Here is a 19,431-nt window from a genome sequence, read left to right as displayed (position 1 = left end):
CATCAGTTTGAGAAATGCTTCCCGAAAAAACGGTCACCAGTCTGTCACACTCAGCGTAACGATAAAAACGCATGAGGAAAAAGGGATGAGAAAAGCACTACTCGCTGTCGCCGTGGCAGGAACGCTTTCAGTGACGTTTGGGGCGCAGGCACAGGACGCGCCGGAAGGTTATCAGTTACAACAGGTGCTCATCATGAGCCGCCATAACCTGCGCGCGCCGCTCGCCAATAACGGCAGCGTGCTGGAGCAGTCCACGCCGAAGCAGTGGCCGGAATGGGACGTACCCGGTGGACAGCTGACCACCAAAGGCGGCGTGCTGGAAGTGTATATGGGCCACTATATGCGCGAGTGGCTGGCAGAGCAGGGGATGGTGAAGACGGGAGAGTGCCCGCCAGCGGATACCGTCTATGCCTACGCAAATAGCCTTCAGCGCACCGTGGCGACCGCGCAGTTCTTTATCACCGGGGCGTTCCCGGGGTGCGACGTTCCTGTGCATCATCAGGATAAAATGGGCACCATGGACCCCACCTTCAATCCGGTCATTACCGATAACTCCCCTGAGTTTCGTGAGAAAGCGCTGAAGGCGATGGAGACGGAACGGCAGAAAATGCAGCTGGATGAAAGCTACAGGCTGCTGGAACAGCTGACAAACTACAGCGACTCGCCGTCCTGCAAGGAGAAAAACGTCTGCTCCCTGACGAAGGCAAAAGATACGTTCAGCGCCGACTATGAAAAAGAGCCGGGCGTATCGGGGCCGCTGAAGGTGGGTAACTCACTGGTGGATGCCTTCACCCTGCAATATTACGAAGGCTTCCCGGCCGATCGGGTAGCCTGGGGAGAGATCAAAACCGATCAGCAGTGGCGGGTGCTGTCGAAGCTGAAAAACGGCTATCAGGATTCGCTGTTTACCTCGACGGAGGTGGCGCAAAACGTGGCGAAACCGCTGGTGAAGTACATTGATAAAACGCTGGTGACCGAACAGGCAAACGCGCCCAGAATCACCCTGCTGGTGGGACATGACTCCAACATCGCCTCGCTGCTGACCGCGCTGGACTTCAGGCCGTATCAGCTGCACGACCAGCAGGAACGCACCCCGATTGGCGGCAAAATTGTTTTCCAGCGCTGGCATGACAAAAACAGCAACCAGGAGCTGATGAAAATTGAGTATGTCTACCAGAGTTCAGCCCAGTTGCGGAACGCCAGCGTACTGTCGCTGCAATCCCCTGCTCAGCGCGTAACGCTGGAGCTGAAAGGGTGTCCGGTTGACGGAAACGGCTTCTGTCCGATTGATAAATTCAATGCGGTGATGAATAACGCGGCGAAATAGAAGAGACCCCCCGCGCGAGCGGGGGGAAACGTTCAGACGTTTTTACGTTCGATGGTTTGCTCGCCCCAGAACAGCGAGTCTTTGTCGGTTTTTTCGAAGGCGCGAATAAGCACCTCATCGTTGCCTTCTTCCCAAATCTGCTCGGCCAGCTTTTCGTCATAATTGGCGACTTCAAAGATGGCTTCGGCAATCTCCGGAGAGGTATTGCGTAAACTTGCCCATTCGCCCACGTGATGAGCTTTGGATTCTTGCGTTGGCATACTTGTCCTCCTGTTGGGTTAGCCGTTCAGTTTTTTGGCAAGACCCGCGACGTATTCACCCTGGTAGCGGGCGATTGAAAGTTCTTCATTGCTTGGCTGACGTGAACCATCCCCACCGGCAATCGTTGTTGCGCCATAGGGCGTACCCCCACGGACCTGGGAGACATCAAACAGTTCCTGCGCGCCGTAGCCAATCGGCACAATGACCATCCCATGATGCGCAAGCGTTGTCCAGGTGGAAGTGATCGTCTGCTCCTGGCCGCCGCCCGTGCCGGTAGAGCTGAACACGCTGGCCAGCTTGCCGTACAGCGCGCCGGAGGCCCATAGCCCGCCAGTCTGGTCGAGGAAGGTGCGCATCTGGCCCGACATATTGCCGAAGCGGGTTGGGGTGCCGAAGATAATGGCATCATAGTCCGCGAGTTCCTGCGGGGTGGCCACCGGCGCATTTTGTGTTTTCCCGCCGGCTTTGGCGAAGGCTTCCGCCTGCATGGTTTCCGGTACGCGTTTAACCACGACCTCAACGCCGTCTACTCTGTTAGCGCCTTCTGCTACAGCGTGAGCCATGGTTTCAATGTGTCCATACATGGAATAATAGAGCACCAGAACTTTTGCCATTTTGCATCACTCCTCGTTGGTTTTTCTGACAGCGGATCGCTGCGTTACTTTAAAGATATGACATCACGGCCAGACTGCAAAAATGAACGGCATTTATTTGATATATAACAATATCTTCTGGATACGTGCTTTGTAGCAAAATGAAACAACTTTCGCAGCGCGGATTTTTCAAAATATAAGAACGGCTTATGAATAACCCGCGCAATATTTCATACGAAAGGCTGAGATCATGTTGCAGAATATTACCTCTCGCTTGCCGGATAGCCGCATTACACTAAGCTTAACTTCACGCGGCACAGATAAAGGCACTGCCCTTGAGCCGCGAGGTGAAAGAATCCTCTTTTACTGAATGCAATATGATGTCTAATGTTTCACACTCTGGAGGTTAGAGATGGCAAACCATCGTGGTGGTTCAGGTAATTTCGCTGAAGACCGTGAAAGAGCATCAGAAGCAGGTCGTAAAGGTGGCCAGTCCAGCGGGGGCAACTTCAAAAATGACCCTCAGCGCGCATCAGAGGCTGGTAAAAAAGGGGGTAAAAATAGCCACGGCAGCAACAAGTAGTACGCCGGGTTAACTCTCTGCCGCCGGGTTTCCCGGCGGTTTTTTTATGTCTGTCACATTGAACTGTCGCCAAAGGCATCGCACACTACAGGATTGAATCTTCGTGCTGGTGTCTCATGTCCGTTTCCCGTTTTACCTTCTCCATAAAGCCTCAGGAAGCCATCCTGATCCTGATCACCATGTTCTGGGGTGGAACCTTTCTCGCCGTTCAGTACGCGGTCACGCTCAGCGATCCCTTTTTCTTCGTTGGGCTGCGCTTTGCAACGGCGGCCATTGCCGTGGCGCTTATTTCGCTGAAAACCCTGCGCGGGTTGACCCTGCGGGAGCTTAAAGCCGGCGTGGCCATTGGCGTGGCAATTGCCATGGGCTACAGCCTGCAAACATGGGGACTACAGTCTATCTCCAGCAGCAAATCCGCCTTCATCACTGCCATGTACGTGCCGCTGGTGCCGCTATTGCAGTGGCTGTGCCTCGGCAGGATCCCGGGCCTGATGTCGTGCATCGGCATCGTGCTGGCGTTCATCGGTCTGATTTTATTAGCCGGGCCGGAAAATAATCTGCTGGCGCTGGGGCCGGGGGAGATCATCACCCTGGTGGGGGCCGTTGCCATTGCGGCAGAAATTATTCTGATTAGCGCCTGGGCAGGAAAAGTGGACGTCAAGCGTGTGACCGTTGTGCAGCTTGCCACCGCGTCGCTGGTGGCGTTCGCGACAATGGTACCGGCGGGGGAGTCTGTCCCGCCGATGTCCACCGGGCTGATCGTGGTGGCGCTGGGACTGGGCATTTTCAGCGCCATTATTCAGGTCACCATGAACTGGGCGCAGCGCAGCGTGTCGCCGACGCGGGCGACGGTGATTTACACCGGTGAACCGGTGTGGGCGGGGATATTCGGGCGTATTGCCGGGGAGCGTCTGCCGCTGCTGGCGCTGTTGGGCGCGGCGTTTATTATCGCCGGGGTGCTGGTGAGCGAGTTGAAGTTAAAAAAACGACGTAAGGCGACTGCCGGATTGAGCGCTGAACAAGGGGCAGATAGCTAACAATGCGCATTCTGCCCGTTTAGCCCGGCGGCGCTTCGCTTGCACGGGCCTACAATTGGCATGTAGGCCGGATAAGCGTAGCGTCACCCGGCTATTTCAGGTTCAGGGGGTGATGGCTTCCGCTTGCGGTACATCCCTTTTCCGGCGGCAAAGCAGGGCGTTGAGCAGGATCGCGCCGAACGTCGCCGTGCCAATCCCGCCAACCGTAAATCCGCCCAGCGTCAGGGCGAAATCCCCCGCACCCAGCACCAGCGTCACCGCCACCATGATCAGGTTACCGTTCTGGCTCAGGTCAACATGGTTCTGCACCCAGATGCGAGCTCCCGCGACGGCAATCAGACCAAAGACCACAATCGAGGCGCCGCCAATGACGGGGGCCGGAATGGTGTGGATCAGCGCGCCGAATTTCGGTGAGAAGCCGAGCAGCATCGCCATGACCGCTGCCGCCACGAAGACCAGCGTGGAGTAGACTTTGGTCACGGCCATGACGCCGATGTTTTCCGCGTAGGTCGTGACGCCGCTGCCGCCGACCGAGCCGGAGAGCATGGTCGCCAGACCGTCGCCCACAAACGCCCGTCCCATATACGGGTCCATATTGCGCCCGGTCATTCCCGCTACGGCTTTCAGGTGACCCAGGTTTTCAGCCACCAGAATCACCGCGACAGGCGCGATGAGCATCATCGCCTGAGCGTTAAAGGTGGGGGAGGTCAGCTGCGGCATGCCGAACCAGGCGGCCTGATGAATCAACGTGAAATCGACCGGCTTGCCAAAACCGAACGCGTTCGTCAGCAGCGCGTAGATCAGACAGGCGGCAATCAGCCCGACCAGGATCAGCAGCCGCTGGATCATCCCGCGCGTAAAGACCGCCACCACGCCGATGCACAGCACCGTCATCACCGCCATCCAGCTTTCAAACGGCGAGCCGGAAACGCTCTTAACTGCTATCGGCGCCAGGTTCAGGCCAATCGCCATCACCACCGCCCCGGTGACGACGGGGGGCATCATCCGCTCGATCCAGCGCGTGCCGACTTTCATTACCACCAGACCGATCAGGGTGTAGACCAGCCCGCAGGCGATAATGCCGCCGAGGGCCACGCTCAGGTTGGGGTTAATACCCTGGCCGTTAAACCCGGTCGCAGCAATAACCACCCCCACGAAGGCGGCGCTGGAGCCCAGATAGCTGGGCACGCGCCCGCCGGTGACAAAAAAGAACAGCAGGGTACCGATACCCGACATCAAAATGGCGAGGTTAGGATCCAGCCCCATCAGCATGGGCATCAGCACCGTCGCGCCAAACATCGCGACCGCATGCTGTACGCCCATCACCATCGTCTGCCCGAGCGGGAGCCTTTCATCCGGCGCGACCACGCCTGCGTCTGTGGAGGTCGATTTCAACTGCCAGTGGGGAAGTCCGAACATGATCTGTCTCCTCATACGGGTTAACAGGCGGGTCGCATAAGCGCGTGGTAGCCGCGGTCGAACCACACCAGCCCTTGCGGCGCAGGGTGGCGAACAATGGACACAATGTCGCAGAACAGAATGTCGTGGGTGCCGACGCTGACCACCTGACTGATGCGGCAGTCGAACGAGGCCAGCGCCGCCTCCAGACGCGGGCAGCCCGTCTCACCCGTCTCCCATTGCGCGGCGGCAAAGCGTTCCTCCATCGGGGTTTTGCCGCCAAAAAGAGTGGATAACGGCTCCTGCCCGGCGCTGAGCGTATTTACGCACAGGGTGCGGTTTTCGCTAAACGTCGGCCAGACGGACGCGCCGCGGTTGAGGCAAACCAGCAGCGTCGGCGGTGAATCGGTCACGCTGCATACCGCGCTGGCGGTAAAGCCCGCCATTCCCGCCGGGCCGTCGGTGGTGATGATATTGACCGCCGCACCGACGCAGGCCATGGCGTCGCGGAACGTTTGTTGGTCGGGTGTCGTCATGATGGCTCCTTACGCCAGCCCGCAGGCATCTTCGAAGGTCAGACGCGGTAAGCGTCCATAGACTTTGCTCATATCGCCGTAGCCAATGTTGATCAGCAGGTTGCTTTTCAGCAGCGTGCCGGTGAAAAAAGCATCGTCGACCTTTTGCCGGTCAAAGCCGGACATCGGCCCGGTGTCCAGCCCCAGCGCGCGGCAGGCGAAAATCAGGTAGGCGGCCTGCATTGCGCTGTTGCGAAAGGCCGTTTCTTCGGCGTGTGCGGGGCTGGAGGTAAACCAACGCTTTGCATCGGCGTGCGGAAACAGTTCGGGCAGGCGCTCATAGAATTCGCTATCCCAGGCGACAATCGCCGTGACCGGGGCAGTGAGCGTTTTTTCCAGGTTGCCGCTGGAGAGCGCCGGGCGCAGCTTCGCTTTTCCCTCAGCGCTTCGCACAAAGACAATGCGCGCCGGTGAGCAGTTAGCAGACGTTGGGCCCCATTTCATCAGGTCATATATCTCGCGCAGCGTCTCGTCGCTGACCGGTATATCCAGCCAGCCGTTATGGGTGCGTGCGCCGGTAAACAGCGTTTCCAGCGCGGCGGGCGTAATGGCTTCGCTCATTAAAACTCCTTACAAAGCGGGTTCAGGGCTGTGCAGCAGGCTGGCAAGCCCGTTCAGCAGCAGGGTGTTGAAGGTGTCCGGCTCGGTCACGTTGCAGGCATGCCCGCCCTGGCGCATAACCGTTTTACGGGCGTGCGGAAGGGCGGCGTGCAGTTCAGCGGAGCAGACGGACGGCACCAGCAGATCGTCGGTGGAACAGATAATCTGCACGGGGCAGCGAACGCGTGCAGCGTGGCGGCTAAAATCGGCCTGTTTCAGCGCATGCAGCCGGCGCAGCAGGTTGGCTTTGCCCTGAAAATGGGCCAGCGCCAGCGCTTCTTCAGCCTCCAGGCGCGGGGCGCGGGCGGCCATCCAGTCTGCCGGGTAGAGGAACAGCGGCTGCGCCTCGACCCACGCCTGCGCGCCACCCGCATGCAGCAGGCGTTCGCGGACGTCAAAACAGCGGCGGGTATGGGCATTGAGGGTCAGCCAGCCGTTGACGCAGACCAGCGCGGTAAGGGCATCGGGCTTATCGATGGCCAGCCGCAGGCCCACCAGCGCCCCCAGCGCGTGGCCCACCACGCAGTAACGGGCGAACCCGGCCCCGGTTAACGCCAGCGCAAGCTCGTCGGCCATCTGCGCCAGGGTACAGTCTTCCGGCAGGGTATCCGGGTTATTTCCCGTGCCCCGCTGGTCATAGCACACCACCTGATACTCTTGCTCCAGCACGGCGAGCTGGGGCAGCCAGTAGCTCCCGCTGCCGCCGAGCCCGGCAATCAGCACCACCACGGGCGCGCCCTCGAAGGGGGGCGGTGAAATGGACAGTTTCATGGCCGCCTCACTGTGCAATGTGCGCCACGGTGGCGATTTCAACCAGCGCGTCCGGCTTCACCAGCCCGCACTGAATGCAAAACCGCGCCGGTTTATCCCCGGGGAAAAACTCCGCGTAGATTTCGTTAATCGCGGCGTAGTTTTTCCAGTCGGTGATAAAGATGCTGTTGAAGGTCACGTCCTCCATGGTGCCACCCGCCGTTTCGATCACGGTTTTGATCGTCTCCAGCACGTGGCGGGTTTGCGCCTTTGGGTCGTTGATAAACACCACGTTGTTGTCTTTATCAAACGGCAGCGTGCCTGAGACATACACCACGCCGTCGGCGAGGGTGCCGGGAACGAACGGGGCAATCGGAGTGCTGGTGCCCGGCGGAATAATCACGGATTTCGGCATAGCGGTTCTCCTCAGGCGATACGGGCGAGCGGGGGATCCAGCGCGTCGCAGAAATCATTGACGTTACTGACCCAGCCAAAAAAGGTTTCGATATTGAACAGGGCGGCTTTCTGGGCGAAATCCGGCCCGGCCTGGTGGGTGGCGTCTTCCAGCACCACGCCAAAATACTCGAGGAAAAAGCCGTCGCGCAGGGTCGACTCCACGCACACGTTGGTGGCAATGCCTGTAAAGACCAGATGACGAATGCCCCGGCTGCGCAGCAGGCTGTCGAGCGGGGTATTGAAAAAGCCGCTGTAGCGCGGTTTCGGCAGCACGATATCGCCAGCTTCCGGTACCAGCTCATCCACCAGCTGATAATCCCAGCCGCCTTTTGCCAGCAGCGTGCCCTGGAGTTCGGGCCGTTTGCGCATGGTCTTCAGTGCGTTGGATTTGTGAAAGTTGGGTGAGCCGGGGCCGCCGGCTTCGACGTACTGGTCGTCCCAGCCGTTCTGGAACCAGACGATGAGCATGCCCGCAGCGCGCGCGGCGTGCACGGCGGTTTTGATGTTCTCGATCACCGGCCGCGTGGCGGAGACGTCAAACCCCGCCAGATCGAGATAACCGCCCTTGCTGGCGTAGGCGTTTTGCATGTCCACCACGATAAGCGCGCTCTGCTGCGGCGCAAAGGTGATGGCTTCCGGGCGAGCGTTTAACGTCGTCATTACGCCACCTCCTTCGTGACGGCAGGGATGTGGGCGCGGCACTGCATCAGCGGCTGAATGCGCTCGCCGAAGGTTTCCACGCCGCTAAGAAAATCATCGAAGGTCAGCAGCACGCCTTCCGCGCCGGGCACGGCAGCCACTTCGTCGAGCATTCTGGCGACGCTGGCATACGAGCCCACAAGGGTGCCCATATTGATATTGACGGCGGAGGTCGGGTCGGCCATCTGGCGCACGTTGGTGTCCGAACCGGAACGGGTGTCTTTCTGGCTCTGCTCGGTAAGCCAGCTCAGGGCGTCGTCGTCAGCGCCGTCCTTGTACCGCTCCCATTTGGCGCGTGCGGCATCGTCGGTTTCGTCGGCAATGACCATGAACAGCACGTAGGAGCCCACGTCGCGCCCGGTTTTGTCGGCGGCCTCTTTCATGCGCGCGGCTGTCGGGGCGAAGGCAGCAGGGGTGTTAACGCCTTTGCCGAAGCAGAAGTTGAAGTCAGCATATTTCGCGGAGAATTCCATCCCCGCGTCGCTCTGCCCGGCGCAGATCACCTTCATCGGCACCGACGGCTGCGGGCTGACGCGGCAGTCGTTCATGGTGAAGAAGTCGCCTTTGAAGTCGCTTTTGCCGGTGCCCCACAGGTCGCGCAGCACCTGTACGTATTCGGTCAGGTAGTCGTAGCGGCGGGAGAAGTAATCATCCCCCGGCCAGAGCCCCATCTGCTCGTACTCCGGCTTTTGCCAGCCGGTGACCAGGTTAACGCCAAAGCGTCCGCCGGAAATGGAGTCAATGGTGGAGGCCATCCGCGCCACGATCGCCGGGGGCAGGGTGAGGGTGGCGGCGGTGGCGTAAATCTGGATGCGGGAGGTTACCGCCGCCAGGCCCGCCATCAGGGTAAAGGACTCCAGGTTGTGGTCCCAGAATTCGGTCTTGCCGCCGAAACCGCGCAGCTTAATCATCGAGAGCGCAAAATCGAAATGGTAGTGTTCCGCCTTCTGCACGATAGCTTTGTTCAGCTCAAAGGTCGGCATGTACTGCGGGGCAGTGGTCGAGATAAGCCAGCCGTTGTTGCCGATCGGTACAAATACGCCAATTTTCATCACGAACCTCTCTTCATTACGTCGCAGGTGTAACGGCGTTTTTGCAAAGGGAGTGCCAGTTTTGAAATCTGCTTTGTTATTAATATGTTAACTATTGGTTGATTAACTGGGTGCTAAAAATGTGGACTGACTGGTCAAAAACATTGCACAGAAAACAGGCGCTCATGCGCGATGGGAGTGCAGAAGGTCGTGGCGAGGCGGGGGTTTTGCTATGCTGAGCGCAGGAAAGAAAATGGAGAGCGGAAATGGCACAAGGCGCAGTGAAAACACCCGGAAAACGTTCGCAGGCGGTGAGCGCCAAGAAACAGGCGATCCTCAGCGCCGCGCTGGAGACCTTTTCGCAGTTTGGTATTCACGGCACGCGCCTTGAGCAGGTGGCCGAGCAGGCCGGGGTCTCCAAGACCAATCTGCTCTACTACTACCCGTCGAAAGAGGCGCTGTATGTGGCGGTGATGCAGCAGATCCTCGATATCTGGCTCGCGCCGCTCAAGGCATTTCGCGAAGAGCTGGCCCCGCTGGTGGCGATCGAGGAGTACATACGCCTGAAGCTGGAGGTGTCGCGTGATTATCCGCAGGCTTCAAGGCTGTTCTGTCTGGAGATGTTACAGGGCGCGCCGCTGTTGCAGGCGGAGCTGACCGGCGATTTAAAGCAGCTGGTGGACGATAAGTCGGCCATTATTGCCGGATGGGTCGCCAGCGGAAAGCTGGCGCCGGTCGACCCGCAGCATCTGATCTTTATGATCTGGGCCGCTACCCAGCATTACGCTGACTTCGCGGCCCAGGTAGAGGCGGTAACCGGTAAAACGCTTCAGGACGAGGCATTTTTCCAGAGCACCCTCGAAAACGTGCAGCGGATGATTATCGAAGGGATCCGCGTGCGTTAATTGCCCGGCGGGAGAGGGCAGCTTAGGTCGCCCTCTTCACACTGCATGAGTGAGGCCAGAAACGCTTCACGCTCCACGGTTTTCTCCGCCAGGCACTGGTTTACAATCATTGGCTGAACGCTCCCGCCTTCCGTGCCCGAACCGATAAACGCGCAGTCCGCGTCGCGCAGGCTAATCCACGCCTGCTGCGCTTTTTTCAGCAGGTCGCGCTGGGGGGCTGCCGCCCGCTTGATGGCGGCCTGATACGTCTCGTTAAGCTTTTTATCGGCGGCCTGATACTGCTGCGCGCTACAGGTGTTCAGTTCAAGCTGCGTAGTGGCGTTGTCGCACTCGTTGGCCAGCGCGCTGGTGCTGAGCAGCAGTGCTGCCCCTGCGAGAAATACTCTTTTCATCATCCCCTCCATGTAAAAAAGCCGGATGCGCTGTGCTTATCCGGCCTGCGGTTATTGTGTAGCCCCGGTAAGCGTAGCGCCACCGGGGAGTTTACACGATTATCCGATTGTCATCAGGCTGGCGTTACCGCCCGCCGCCGCGGTGTTGACGCTGAGCGAGCGCTCCACGTACAGACGCTCCAGCAGCAGGTTGGTTTCCCCGCGGGCGAAGCCCTGCACCGAAACAATCGCACCGCTGCGGGCCGCGACCTGCTCACACAATTCGCGCAGCTGGTCGGAATCACCGTGGTAGATCACCGCGTCAAACGGCTGGGTCAGCAGGGCGTCAGCCTTGGCAAAGCGAATGCGCGCCGAGACCGCTTTTGGCAGCTGTTTGGCGAGGTCGCGATGCAGGTCATCTTCCGGCCACAGCACCTCACAGCCCGTTGCCGTCGCGGCAGCCAGCTGCACCAGCGCGTCCTGCTCGTTATCCGCCACGCACAGCACGCGCTCGCGCGGCATCAGCGTCCAGGTGTTGCGCTCGCCGGTAGGGCCCGGCAGCAGACGCTGCGTACCGGCCTGCGCCAGCTCGCCGTACTGCTGCGCAATTGCACGCAGTTCAGGACGGTTATCAGCCCACTTAATCAGCGCGTCCAGCGGCTGGGTCAGCACGGCTTTCACCTGCGCGTCCACCGGGTATTCAGCGTCCTGACGCGCCAGCGTCACGCCGAGCGCATTTTCCGGACGGTTCGCCAGCAGACGGTACAGATAGAGCGGACCGCCCGCTTTCGGACCCGTACCGGAAAGACCTTCGCCGCCGAACGGCTGTACGCCCACGACTGCGCCAACCATGTTACGGTTGACGTACAGGTTGCCCACTTTGGCATTGCCGGTTACCTGGGCAATGGTTTCGTCGATACGGGTATGCACGCCGAGCGTCAGGCCATAACCCGAAGCGTTAATCTGATCGATAAGCGCGTTGAGGTTGTTACGGCTGTAGCGCACCACGTGCAGCACCGGGCCGAAGACCTCTTTTTTCAGCTCGTCGAAGCTTGCCAGCTCGATAAGCGTTGGCGGCACGAAGGTGCCGGTCTGCCACTCGCGGGCATCTTCACCGTTCTCGCGCACCGCCTGGAACACCGGACGGCCTTTGGCACGCATGGTCTGAATGTGGTTTTCAATGTTGGCTTTGGCTTCCGCGTCGATCACCGGCCCGATGTCGGTGGTGAGACGGCCCGGGTTGCCCATACGGCATTCCGCCATTGCGCCGCGCAGCATCTTCAGGGTGTGGTCAGCCACGTCATCCTGTAAGCACAGCACGCGCAGGGCGGAACAGCGCTGGCCTGCGCTGTCGAAGGCGGAGGCCAGCACGTCAACAACCACCTGTTCGGTCAGCGCCGAGGAGTCCACGATCATGGCGTTCATGCCACCAGTTTCGGCGATCAGCGGGGTCGGACGGCCCTGTGCATCCAGACGGGTGGCGATGTTGCGTTGCAGCAGGGAGGCCACTTCGGTCGACCCGGTAAACATCACGCCGCGCACGCGGTTATCGGAGGTCAGTTTGGCACCCACCGTTTCACCGCGCCCTGGCAGCAGTTGCACCACGCCCGCCGGTACGCCGGCTTCCAGCAGAATGTTAATGCCCTGAGCGGCAATCAGCGGGGTTTGCTCCGCCGGTTTCGCCAGCACGCTGTTGCCTGCGGCAAGGGCCGCGGCAATCTGGCCGGTGAAGATCGCCAGCGGGAAGTTCCACGGGCTGATACAGACCACCGGACCGAGCGGGCGGTGCGTTTCGTTGTCGAAATCATCGCGCACCTGACCGGCGTAGTAGTGCAGGAAGTCGACCGCCTCACGCACTTCGGCGATGGCGTTGCTGAAGGTTTTCCCCGCCTCACGCACCAGAATGCCGATGAGCGACTGCATCTGATCTTCCATCAGCACCGCAGCACGTTCCAGAATGGCGGCACGCTCCTGCGGCGGGGTGGCAAACCAGATTGGCGCGTTATTCACCGCGCTCTCCAGTGCCTGATCCACTTCCGCTTCCGTGGCTTCGCGCGCGTAGCCGACGATATCCTTCGGCTCTGCCGGGTTGATCACCGGCTGCATTTCACCATCCTCAACGGACTGCTCAAGGATCGGTTTGGCCTGCCATTTCTGCAATGCGCTGTTGAGCAGGGCAGAAGAGAGCGACGCCAGGCGGTGTTCGTTCGCCAGATCCAGGCCCGCCGAGTTGACGCGGCCCGCGCCGTACAGCTCGCGCGGCAGGGCAATTTTCGGATGCGGCAGACCAATCTGGCCTTCCTGCGCCGCCAGCTTCTCTACGGCCTGTACCGGATCGGCCACCAGTTCGTCGAGCGGCAGCGTGGTGTCGGCAATCCGGTTAACGAAGGAGGTGTTCGCCCCGTTCTCCAGCAGACGACGCACCAGGTACGCCAGCAGGGTTTCGTGGGTGCCCACCGGGGCATAGATACGGCACGGACGGTTCAGCTTGCCGTCGGCCACTTTCCCGGTCACCTGTTCGTAGAGCGGCTCACCCATGCCGTGCAGGCACTGGAACTCGTACTGGCCCGGATAGTAGTTTTGTCCCGCCAGGCTGTAAATGGCCGCCAGGGTGTGGGCGTTGTGGGTGGCGAACTGCGGATAAATCAGGTTCGGCACGCCGAGCAGTTTTTTCGCACAGGCGAGGTAAGAGACGTCGGTGTACACCTTGCGGGTATAGACCGGATAACCTTCCAGCCCTTCCATCTGGGCGCGTTTGATTTCGCTGTCCCAGTAGGCGCCTTTCACCAGGCGGATCATCAGGCGACGACGGCTGCGGCTGGCCAGGTCAATCAGGTAATCAATGACGAACGGACAGCGTTTCTGGTAGGCCTGGATAACGAAACCAATCCCGTTCCAGCCCGCCAGCTCCGGCTCGAAGCACAGTTTTTCCAGCAGATCGAGGGAGATCTCCAGACGGTCAGCCTCTTCGGCGTCGATATTGATGCCGATGTCGTACTGACGCGCCAGCAGGGTCAGGGATTTCAGGCGCGGATAGAGTTCTTCCATCACCCGGTCATACTGCGCACGGCTGTAGCGCGGGTGCAGGGCAGAAAGCTTGATAGAGATGCCCGGACCTTCATAAATACCGCGGCCGTTAGACGCTTTACCGATGGCGTGGATCGCCTGCTGGTAAGAGACCATGTAGGCCTGCGCGTCGGCGGCGGTCAGCGCCGCTTCACCCAGCATGTCGTAGGAGTAGCGGAAACCTTTGTCCTCCAGCTTGCGGGCGTTCGCCAGCGCTTCAGCAATGGTCTCCCCGGTGACGAACTGCTCGCCCATCAGGCGCATCGCCATGTCCACGCCCTTGCGGATCAGCGGCTCGCCGCGCTTGCCGATAATGCGGTTCAGCGAGCGTGACAGGTTGGCTTCATTATGGGTAGAAACCAGCTTGCCGGTAAACAGCAGGCCCCAGGTGGCGGCGTTAACGAATAGCGACGGGCTGCGGCCAATGTGGGACTGCCAGTTGCCGTTGCTGATTTTGTCGCGGATCAGCGCGTCGCGGGTGGCTTTATCCGGAATACGCAGCAGCGCTTCTGCCAGACACATCAGCGCCACGCCTTCCTGAGAAGAGAGAGAGAACTCCTGCAACAGGCCCTGCACCATGCCGGCGCGTCCGCTGGCGGTTTTCTGGTTACGCAGCCTGTCGGCGAGCTGATACGCCAGGCTGTGCGCCTGAGCGGCCACGGCTTCCGGCAGGCGTGCCTGCTCCAGCAGCATTGGCACGGCGTCGGTTTCGGCACGGCGGTAGGCGCCGGTAATGGCGGCACGGCTGACGGACTGCGGCAGGATCTGCTCGGCGAAGTCGAGGAAGGGCTGGTGGTTCTCTTCAACGGCCGTTACGGCCTCTTCGCTTTCGTTCGCTGCGCCCGCCAGCAGGGCAGGCAGCTCCGGCAGATCTTCTTCACTCTCCAGTCTTTCCAGATAGTTAAAAATCGCCTGCTTGATTAACCAGTGCGGTGTGCGGTCGATGCGGGTCGCAGCGGTTTTAATCCGTTCGCGGGTAGCGTCATCCAGCTTAACCCCCATGGTGGTCATCCCCATGCCAAAACTCCTGTTGTTCTGTAATAGCGTTCTGTTGATAGCGTGAAATATCCACCATGTTGCAACTTTGTGCAACCGTGTTAAATGTGACCTGGGCTGCAAGCTGGAAAATGAATGGATTGTTAACGATTAGTTAGCTGAGAAAAAGAACGCGCAGAGGTTTACGAAGCCAGTTTTTATGCGGTGCTTAACACTTTTTAAAGGTGCAACCCGTAAAAGCGTGAGCGAGTGCAACCTATAGGAAAGACATATAAAACCAGGGATGAAATTCATGTAAATGCAGTGTTAAATCGTTTGTCAGTGGGAAGCGTATACGGCAGGATAGCGCGCCCAACGGAAACACATACACACATCACTACGTTCCGGTGATGACATAACAAGGCAACCCGGACGGTTGTCGCTCGACATTTTGGAGAATTTGAATGGCTATTAGCACACCGATGCTGGTGACATTTCTCGTTTATATTTTTGGCATGATCCTGATAGGGTTTTTGGCATGGCGTTCCACTAAAAACTTTGACGACTACATCCTTGGCGGGCGCAGCTTAGGCCCAATGGTTACCGCGCTCTCTGCGGGCGCATCCGACATGAGCGGCTGGCTGCTGATGGGGCTGCCGGGCGCGATTTTCATCTCCGGTATATCCGAAAGCTGGATCGCCATCGGCCTGACCGTTGGCGCGTGGATCAACTGGAAGCTGGTGGCAGGCCGTCTGCGCGTGCATACCGAAGCCAACAACAACGCCCTGACGCTGCCGGACTACTTCACCGGGCGCTTTGAGGATAACAGCCGCGTTCTGCGTATTATCTCTGCGGTGGTGATCCTGTTGTTCTTCACCATCTACTGCGCCTCCGGCATCGTGGCGGGCGCACGCCTGTTCGAAAGCACCTTCGGCATGAGCTACGAAACGGCGCTGTGGGCCGGTGCGGCGGCGACCATCCTTTATACCTTCGTGGGCGGGTTCCTGGCGGTAAGCTGGACCGACACCGTGCAGGCGAGCCTGATGATTTTCGCCCTGATCCTGACCCCGGTGATTGTCATTTTCACCGTCGGCGGCTTTGGCGAATCGCTGGAAGTGATCAAGCAGAAGAGCATTGAAAACGTCGATATGCTGAAAGGGCTGAACTTCGTGGCCATCGTCTCCCTGATGGGCTGGGGCCTGGGCTACTTCGGTCAGCCGCACATTCTGGCGCGCTTTATGGCGGCGGATTCTCACCACACCATCGTTCACGCGCGTCGCATCAGCATGACGTGGATGATCCTGTGTCTGGCGGGCGCCTGCGCGGTTGGCTTCTTCGGCATTGCGTACTTTAACAACAACCCGGCGCAGGCGGGCGCGGTGAACCAGAACGCCGAGCGCGTGTTCATCGAGCTGGCGCAGATCCTGTTCAACCCGTGGATTGCCGGTATCCTGCTCTCCGCGATCCTGGCGGCGGTGATGTCTACCCTGAGCTGCCAGCTGCTGGTGTGCTCCAGCGCCATTACGGAAGACCTGTACAAAGCATTCCTGCGTAAGGGCGCGAGCCAGAAAGAGCTGGTGTGGGTAGGGCGCTTTATGGTGCTGCTGGTGGCGCTGATTGCCATTGCGCTGGCGGCTAACCCGGAAAACCGCGTGCTGGGGCTGGTAAGCTACGCCTGGGCAGGCTTTGGCGCCGCGTTTGGTCCGGTAGTGCTGTTCTCCGTGCTGTGGTCACGCATGACCCGCAACGGCGCGCTGGCGGGGATGATCATCGGTGCGGTGACCGTCATCGTCTGGAAACAGTTCGCGTGGCTGGGCCTGTACGAAATCATCCCGGGCTTCATCTTCGGAAGCCTGGGTATCGTGGTGTTCAGCCTGCTGGGTAAAGCGCCGTCTGCCTCTATGCAGAAGCGCTTTGCGGAAGCGGATGCGCACTATCACTCTGCACCGCCAACGAAGCTTCAGGCTGAGTAATTTTCCCCTCACCCTAACCCTCTCCCCAAAGGGGAGAGGGGACAGACCGTTCACCCGTTCGAAATGATAAATGATGATTAAAACAGGGTTGATGATGGCAGCATTACTGCTGCTGGCGGGGTGTAACGCTCCCACGCAGCATGCGGCGGTGGAGACCTGCAAAGCGGATAACCAGATGCAGCAGACCACGCTCTATTTTGGCTTGAATCGCCCGGCAGGGGCGCAGATTACCGGCAGCGAGTGGCAGCAGTTTGTTGACCAGGACGTGACGCCGCGTTTTCGCGATGGCTTAACGGTGTTTGATGCCCGCGGGCAGTGGCTGGGGAACGACGGAAAAGTGGCGCGTGAACCCAGCAAAGCGTTAATGCTCATCCACGGTAAAGACGCGCAGAGCGAGAAGAACATCGAAGCGTTGCGCGGGATCTATAAGTCTCGTTTCGCGCAGGAATCGGTGATGCGGGTCGACCAGCCGGTGTGCGTGCAGTTTTAATGAAAACGGCGGGAATTCCCGCCGTTGTTGTTTTGTAGGCCGGGTAAGCGAAGCGCCACCCGGCATTGCATCAGAGCACCAACCCCGCAAAGCTCGCCGACAGCAGGCTCACCAGCGTCGCACCGTATACCAGGCGCAGACCAAACCGCGACACCACGTTACCCTGTTGCTCGTTCAGGCCTTTTATTGCCCCCGCTACAATGCCAATCGAGGCGAAGTTAGCGAACGACACCAGGAAAACGGACAAAATACCCAGACCACGCGGGGACATTTGATGGGCTATTTTTTGCAGCTCAATCATCGCCACAAATTCATTCGCCACCAGTTTCGTTGCCATAATACTCCCCGCGTTTAAGGCATCGCTCAGTGGAATACCGATAAGCCACGCCAGCGGATAAAATACGTAACCCAGGATCTGCTGGAAGCTCATGCCAAATACGCTGGAGAAAAGGGCGTTAACGGCGCTAATAAGAGCGATAAAGCCAATCAGCATCGCCAGAATAATCATCGCCACCTTAAAGCCCGCCAGAATATATTCGCCCAGCATTTCAAAGAAGCTCTGGGATTCATGCAGCTTTTCCAGTTTGATATCGGGTTCGGCTTCCGGGCGGGCCGGGTTAATGACCGAAAGAATAATAAAGGTGCTGAACATGTTCAGGATCAGCGCCGCGACGACAAATTTGGCGTCGAGCATGGTCATGTAGGCGCCAACAATCGACAGCGAAACCGTCGACATCGCCGTTGCGGCCATCGTAAACAGGCGACGCGAGGAGAGATCGCCCAGCACGCCCTTATACGCAATGAAGTTTTCAGACTGACCGAGGATCAGCGAGCTCACCGCGTTGAAGGATTCCAGCTTGCCCATGCCGTTGAGCTTTGACAGGAGCGTTCCGATAACCCGAATAAAAATCGGCAGAATGCGCCAGTGCTGAAGAATACCAATCAGTGCCGAGATAAAAATAATGGGGCAGAGTACACCCAGGAAAATGAACGCCAGCCCTTTTTCACCCATCCCGCCAAAGACAAAATTCGTCCCTTCGGCAGCGAATTTAAGCAGAGACTCAAAGAAACCTGAGACATATTTAATAATGAACAGGCCGCTTTGCGCATGCAAAAAAAAGAATGCCAGCACGATTTCAATCACGATCAGCTGCAAGACGAAACGAATACGAATTTTTCGGCGGTCGAAACTCACCAGCCAGGCAAGCGCAAGAATAATCACCAGCGCCAGCAGGAAATGAACAATTTTAAACATGGGTTATTTTCAGTTGGTTTTCGAGGCGGACATTTAGCCACAGCCCCGGTTAACCGTAAATGAGCATTTTTGTTATACCTTATAAACGTAACGGTTACTCAGGCAATTATTACTCCGCAATGCGTTTACATCTGGTCATCAAAACTCCACATATTTCGCTTGTTTTTCTTTGTGCTGTAATGATAATCACTATCACTATAATTTACGTTTCTTTGCATCAGTTGACCGCGATAAACATTTAAGGTGTCGGCATGTTTGTTCCTTTTCTCATTATGTTACGTGAAGGCCTTGAAGCGGCCCTGATCGTGAGCCTTATCGCCAGTTATCTGAAGCGTACCCAGCGCGGTCGCTGGATCGGCGTGATGTGGGTTGGCGTTTTCCTTGCCGCGGCGCTGTGCCTGGGGCTGGGTATTCTTATCAACGAAACCACCGGTGAATTTCCTCAGAAAGAACAAGAGCTTTTTGAAGGCATTGTCGCCGTAATAGCCGTGGTGATCCTCACCTGGATGGTGTTCTGGATGCGCAAAGTCTCCCGTAACGTGAAGGTGCAGCTGGAGCAGGCGGTGGATAACGCCCTGCAAAAAGGCAACCACCACGGCTGGGCGCTGATCCTGATGGTCTTTTTCGCCGTGGCGCGTGAGGGTCTGGAGTCCGTTTTCTTCCTGCTCGCGGCGTTTCAGCAGGACGTGGGCATCTGGCCGCCGTTGGGCGCGATGCTCGGGCTGGTTACGGCGGTTGTGCTTGGCTTCCTGCTCTACTGGGGCGGCATTCGGCTTAACCTGGGCGCGTTTTTCAAGTGGACCAGCCTGTTTATTCTGCTGGTGGCCGCGGGCCTGGCGGCAGGGGCGATCCGTGCCTTCCACGAGGCGGGCCTGTGGAACCATTTCCAGGACGTGGCGTTCGATCTCAGTAACGTTCTGTCCACCCATTCACTGACCGGCACCCTGCTTGAAGGGATCTTCGGCTACCAGGAAACGCCGACCGTCAGCGAAGTGGCAGTTTACTTTATCTATCTGGTTCCGGCGCTGATCCTGTTCGCTATGCCGCCGCGTACCGGCTCGCAGGCGTCGCGCGTTGCGCCGTAAG

At 58.7% G+C, this 19,431-nt stretch carries 19 protein-coding genes; 7 read left to right on the top strand and 12 right to left on the bottom strand.

Annotated elements, in window-relative coordinates:
* The first annotated feature begins 85 nt into the window (after window positions 1–85).
* Window positions 86–1,327 carry a bifunctional glucose-1-phosphatase/inositol phosphatase gene (agp, locus tag IM267_RS05380; RefSeq protein WP_193032957.1) on the top strand — a complete coding sequence of 414 codons (1,242 nt, stop codon included), beginning with the start codon at window positions 86–88 and terminating at the stop codon, window positions 1,325–1,327.
* Window positions 1,328–1,359: 32 nt separating this feature from the next.
* Here agp and IM267_RS05375 read toward each other — a convergent pair whose 3' ends face one another.
* A complete protein-coding gene (locus IM267_RS05375; protein WP_028012649.1) occupies window positions 1,360–1,587 on the bottom strand; it encodes a YccJ family protein in 228 nt (75 codons plus the stop codon).
* Window positions 1,588–1,605: 18 nt separating this feature from the next.
* Complete coding sequence (wrbA, locus tag IM267_RS05370) at window positions 1,606–2,202, bottom strand: NAD(P)H:quinone oxidoreductase (RefSeq protein WP_006809323.1); 597 nt, start codon at window positions 2,200–2,202, stop codon at window positions 1,606–1,608.
* 391 nt (window positions 2,203–2,593) lie between these two features.
* Between wrbA and IM267_RS05365 the strand changes: the two genes are divergently transcribed.
* Window positions 2,594–2,764 carry a general stress protein gene (locus tag IM267_RS05365; RefSeq protein ID WP_001273664.1) on the top strand — a complete coding sequence of 57 codons (171 nt, stop codon included), beginning with the start codon at window positions 2,594–2,596 and terminating at the stop codon, window positions 2,762–2,764.
* A 116-nt stretch (window positions 2,765–2,880) separates the two neighbouring features.
* A complete protein-coding gene (locus tag IM267_RS05360) occupies window positions 2,881–3,801 on the top strand; it encodes a DMT family transporter (protein ID WP_063866317.1) in 921 nt (306 codons plus the stop codon).
* A gap of 102 nt (window positions 3,802–3,903) precedes the next feature.
* Here the strand turns inward: IM267_RS05360 and rutG are convergent, their stop codons facing one another.
* From rutG to rutA, 7 genes are read right to left on the bottom strand one after another with little or no spacing between them, the layout of a single operon-like run.
* Window positions 3,904–5,220, bottom strand: a complete 1,317-nt coding sequence (gene rutG, locus IM267_RS05355) for a pyrimidine utilization transport protein G (protein ID WP_193032956.1) — start codon at window positions 5,218–5,220, stop codon at window positions 3,904–3,906.
* A gap of 20 nt (window positions 5,221–5,240) precedes the next feature.
* The gene (gene rutF / locus IM267_RS05350; protein ID WP_102749649.1) at window positions 5,241–5,735 is read right to left on the bottom strand and encodes an NADH-dependent FMN reductase RutF; all 495 of its coding nucleotides are present in this window, start codon (window positions 5,733–5,735) and stop codon (window positions 5,241–5,243) included.
* A gap of 9 nt (window positions 5,736–5,744) precedes the next feature.
* Window positions 5,745–6,335, bottom strand: a complete 591-nt coding sequence (locus IM267_RS05345) for a malonic semialdehyde reductase (protein ID WP_063449118.1) — start codon at window positions 6,333–6,335, stop codon at window positions 5,745–5,747.
* Between the two features lie 9 nt (window positions 6,336–6,344).
* Window positions 6,345–7,145: a pyrimidine utilization protein D gene (gene rutD / locus IM267_RS05340; RefSeq protein WP_193032955.1), complete on the bottom strand. Its 801-nt coding sequence runs from the start codon at window positions 7,143–7,145 to the stop codon at window positions 6,345–6,347.
* Between the two features lie 7 nt (window positions 7,146–7,152).
* The gene (gene rutC / locus IM267_RS05335; protein ID WP_063449116.1) at window positions 7,153–7,539 is read right to left on the bottom strand and encodes a pyrimidine utilization protein C; all 387 of its coding nucleotides are present in this window, start codon (window positions 7,537–7,539) and stop codon (window positions 7,153–7,155) included.
* A gap of 11 nt (window positions 7,540–7,550) precedes the next feature.
* Entirely contained in the window at window positions 7,551–8,240 is a 690-nt protein-coding gene (rutB, locus tag IM267_RS05330; RefSeq protein ID WP_102749652.1) for a pyrimidine utilization protein B, read from the bottom strand.
* On the bottom strand, window positions 8,240–9,331 hold the full coding sequence (gene rutA / locus IM267_RS05325) for a pyrimidine utilization protein A (protein ID WP_193032954.1): 1,092 nt from the start codon (window positions 9,329–9,331) through the stop codon (window positions 8,240–8,242). The genes rutB and rutA overlap by 1 nt, the downstream gene beginning before the upstream one ends.
* 245 nt (window positions 9,332–9,576) lie before the next feature.
* Between rutA and rutR the strand changes: the two genes are divergently transcribed.
* The gene (rutR, locus tag IM267_RS05320) at window positions 9,577–10,215 is read left to right on the top strand and encodes an HTH-type transcriptional regulator RutR (RefSeq protein WP_193032953.1); all 639 of its coding nucleotides are present in this window, start codon (window positions 9,577–9,579) and stop codon (window positions 10,213–10,215) included.
* Here the strand turns inward: rutR and IM267_RS05315 are convergent.
* Window positions 10,212–10,607, bottom strand: coding sequence for a lysozyme inhibitor LprI family protein (locus tag IM267_RS05315; RefSeq protein WP_063866323.1), 396 nt, complete (start codon window positions 10,605–10,607; stop codon window positions 10,212–10,214). The two genes, rutR and IM267_RS05315, sit on opposite strands and share 4 nt — an antisense overlap.
* Window positions 10,608–10,706: 99 nt before the next feature.
* Entirely contained in the window at window positions 10,707–14,669 is a 3,963-nt protein-coding gene (gene putA / locus IM267_RS05310; protein ID WP_193032952.1) for a trifunctional transcriptional regulator/proline dehydrogenase/L-glutamate gamma-semialdehyde dehydrogenase, read from the bottom strand.
* Between the two features lie 422 nt (window positions 14,670–15,091).
* On the opposite strand from putA, the gene putP reads away from it, so the two are divergent.
* Window positions 15,092–16,600 carry a sodium/proline symporter PutP gene (putP, locus tag IM267_RS05305; RefSeq protein WP_063866325.1) on the top strand — a complete coding sequence of 503 codons (1,509 nt, stop codon included), beginning with the start codon at window positions 15,092–15,094 and terminating at the stop codon, window positions 16,598–16,600.
* A 70-nt stretch (window positions 16,601–16,670) separates the two neighbouring features.
* A complete protein-coding gene (locus tag IM267_RS05300) occupies window positions 16,671–17,090 on the top strand; it encodes a DUF3574 domain-containing protein (protein WP_193032951.1) in 420 nt (139 codons plus the stop codon).
* Between the two features lie 70 nt (window positions 17,091–17,160).
* Here IM267_RS05300 and IM267_RS05295 read toward each other — a convergent pair whose 3' ends face one another.
* On the bottom strand, window positions 17,161–18,345 hold the full coding sequence (locus IM267_RS05295; protein ID WP_063866327.1) for a NupC/NupG family nucleoside CNT transporter: 1,185 nt from the start codon (window positions 18,343–18,345) through the stop codon (window positions 17,161–17,163).
* A gap of 251 nt (window positions 18,346–18,596) precedes the next feature.
* Between IM267_RS05295 and efeU the strand changes: the two genes are divergently transcribed.
* Window positions 18,597–19,430: an iron uptake transporter permease EfeU gene (efeU, locus tag IM267_RS05290; RefSeq protein WP_063866328.1), complete on the top strand. Its 834-nt coding sequence runs from the start codon at window positions 18,597–18,599 to the stop codon at window positions 19,428–19,430.
* The last annotated feature ends 1 nt before the right edge of the window (window position 19,431 follow it).

The organism is Enterobacter cloacae complex sp. P15RS (assembly GCF_014895905.1).
Lineage (GTDB): Bacteria > Pseudomonadota > Gammaproteobacteria > Enterobacterales > Enterobacteriaceae > Enterobacter > Enterobacter quasihormaechei.
The sequence above is the reverse complement of the archived record's forward strand: the minus strand, read 5'-3'. Positions and strand labels throughout refer to the sequence as shown.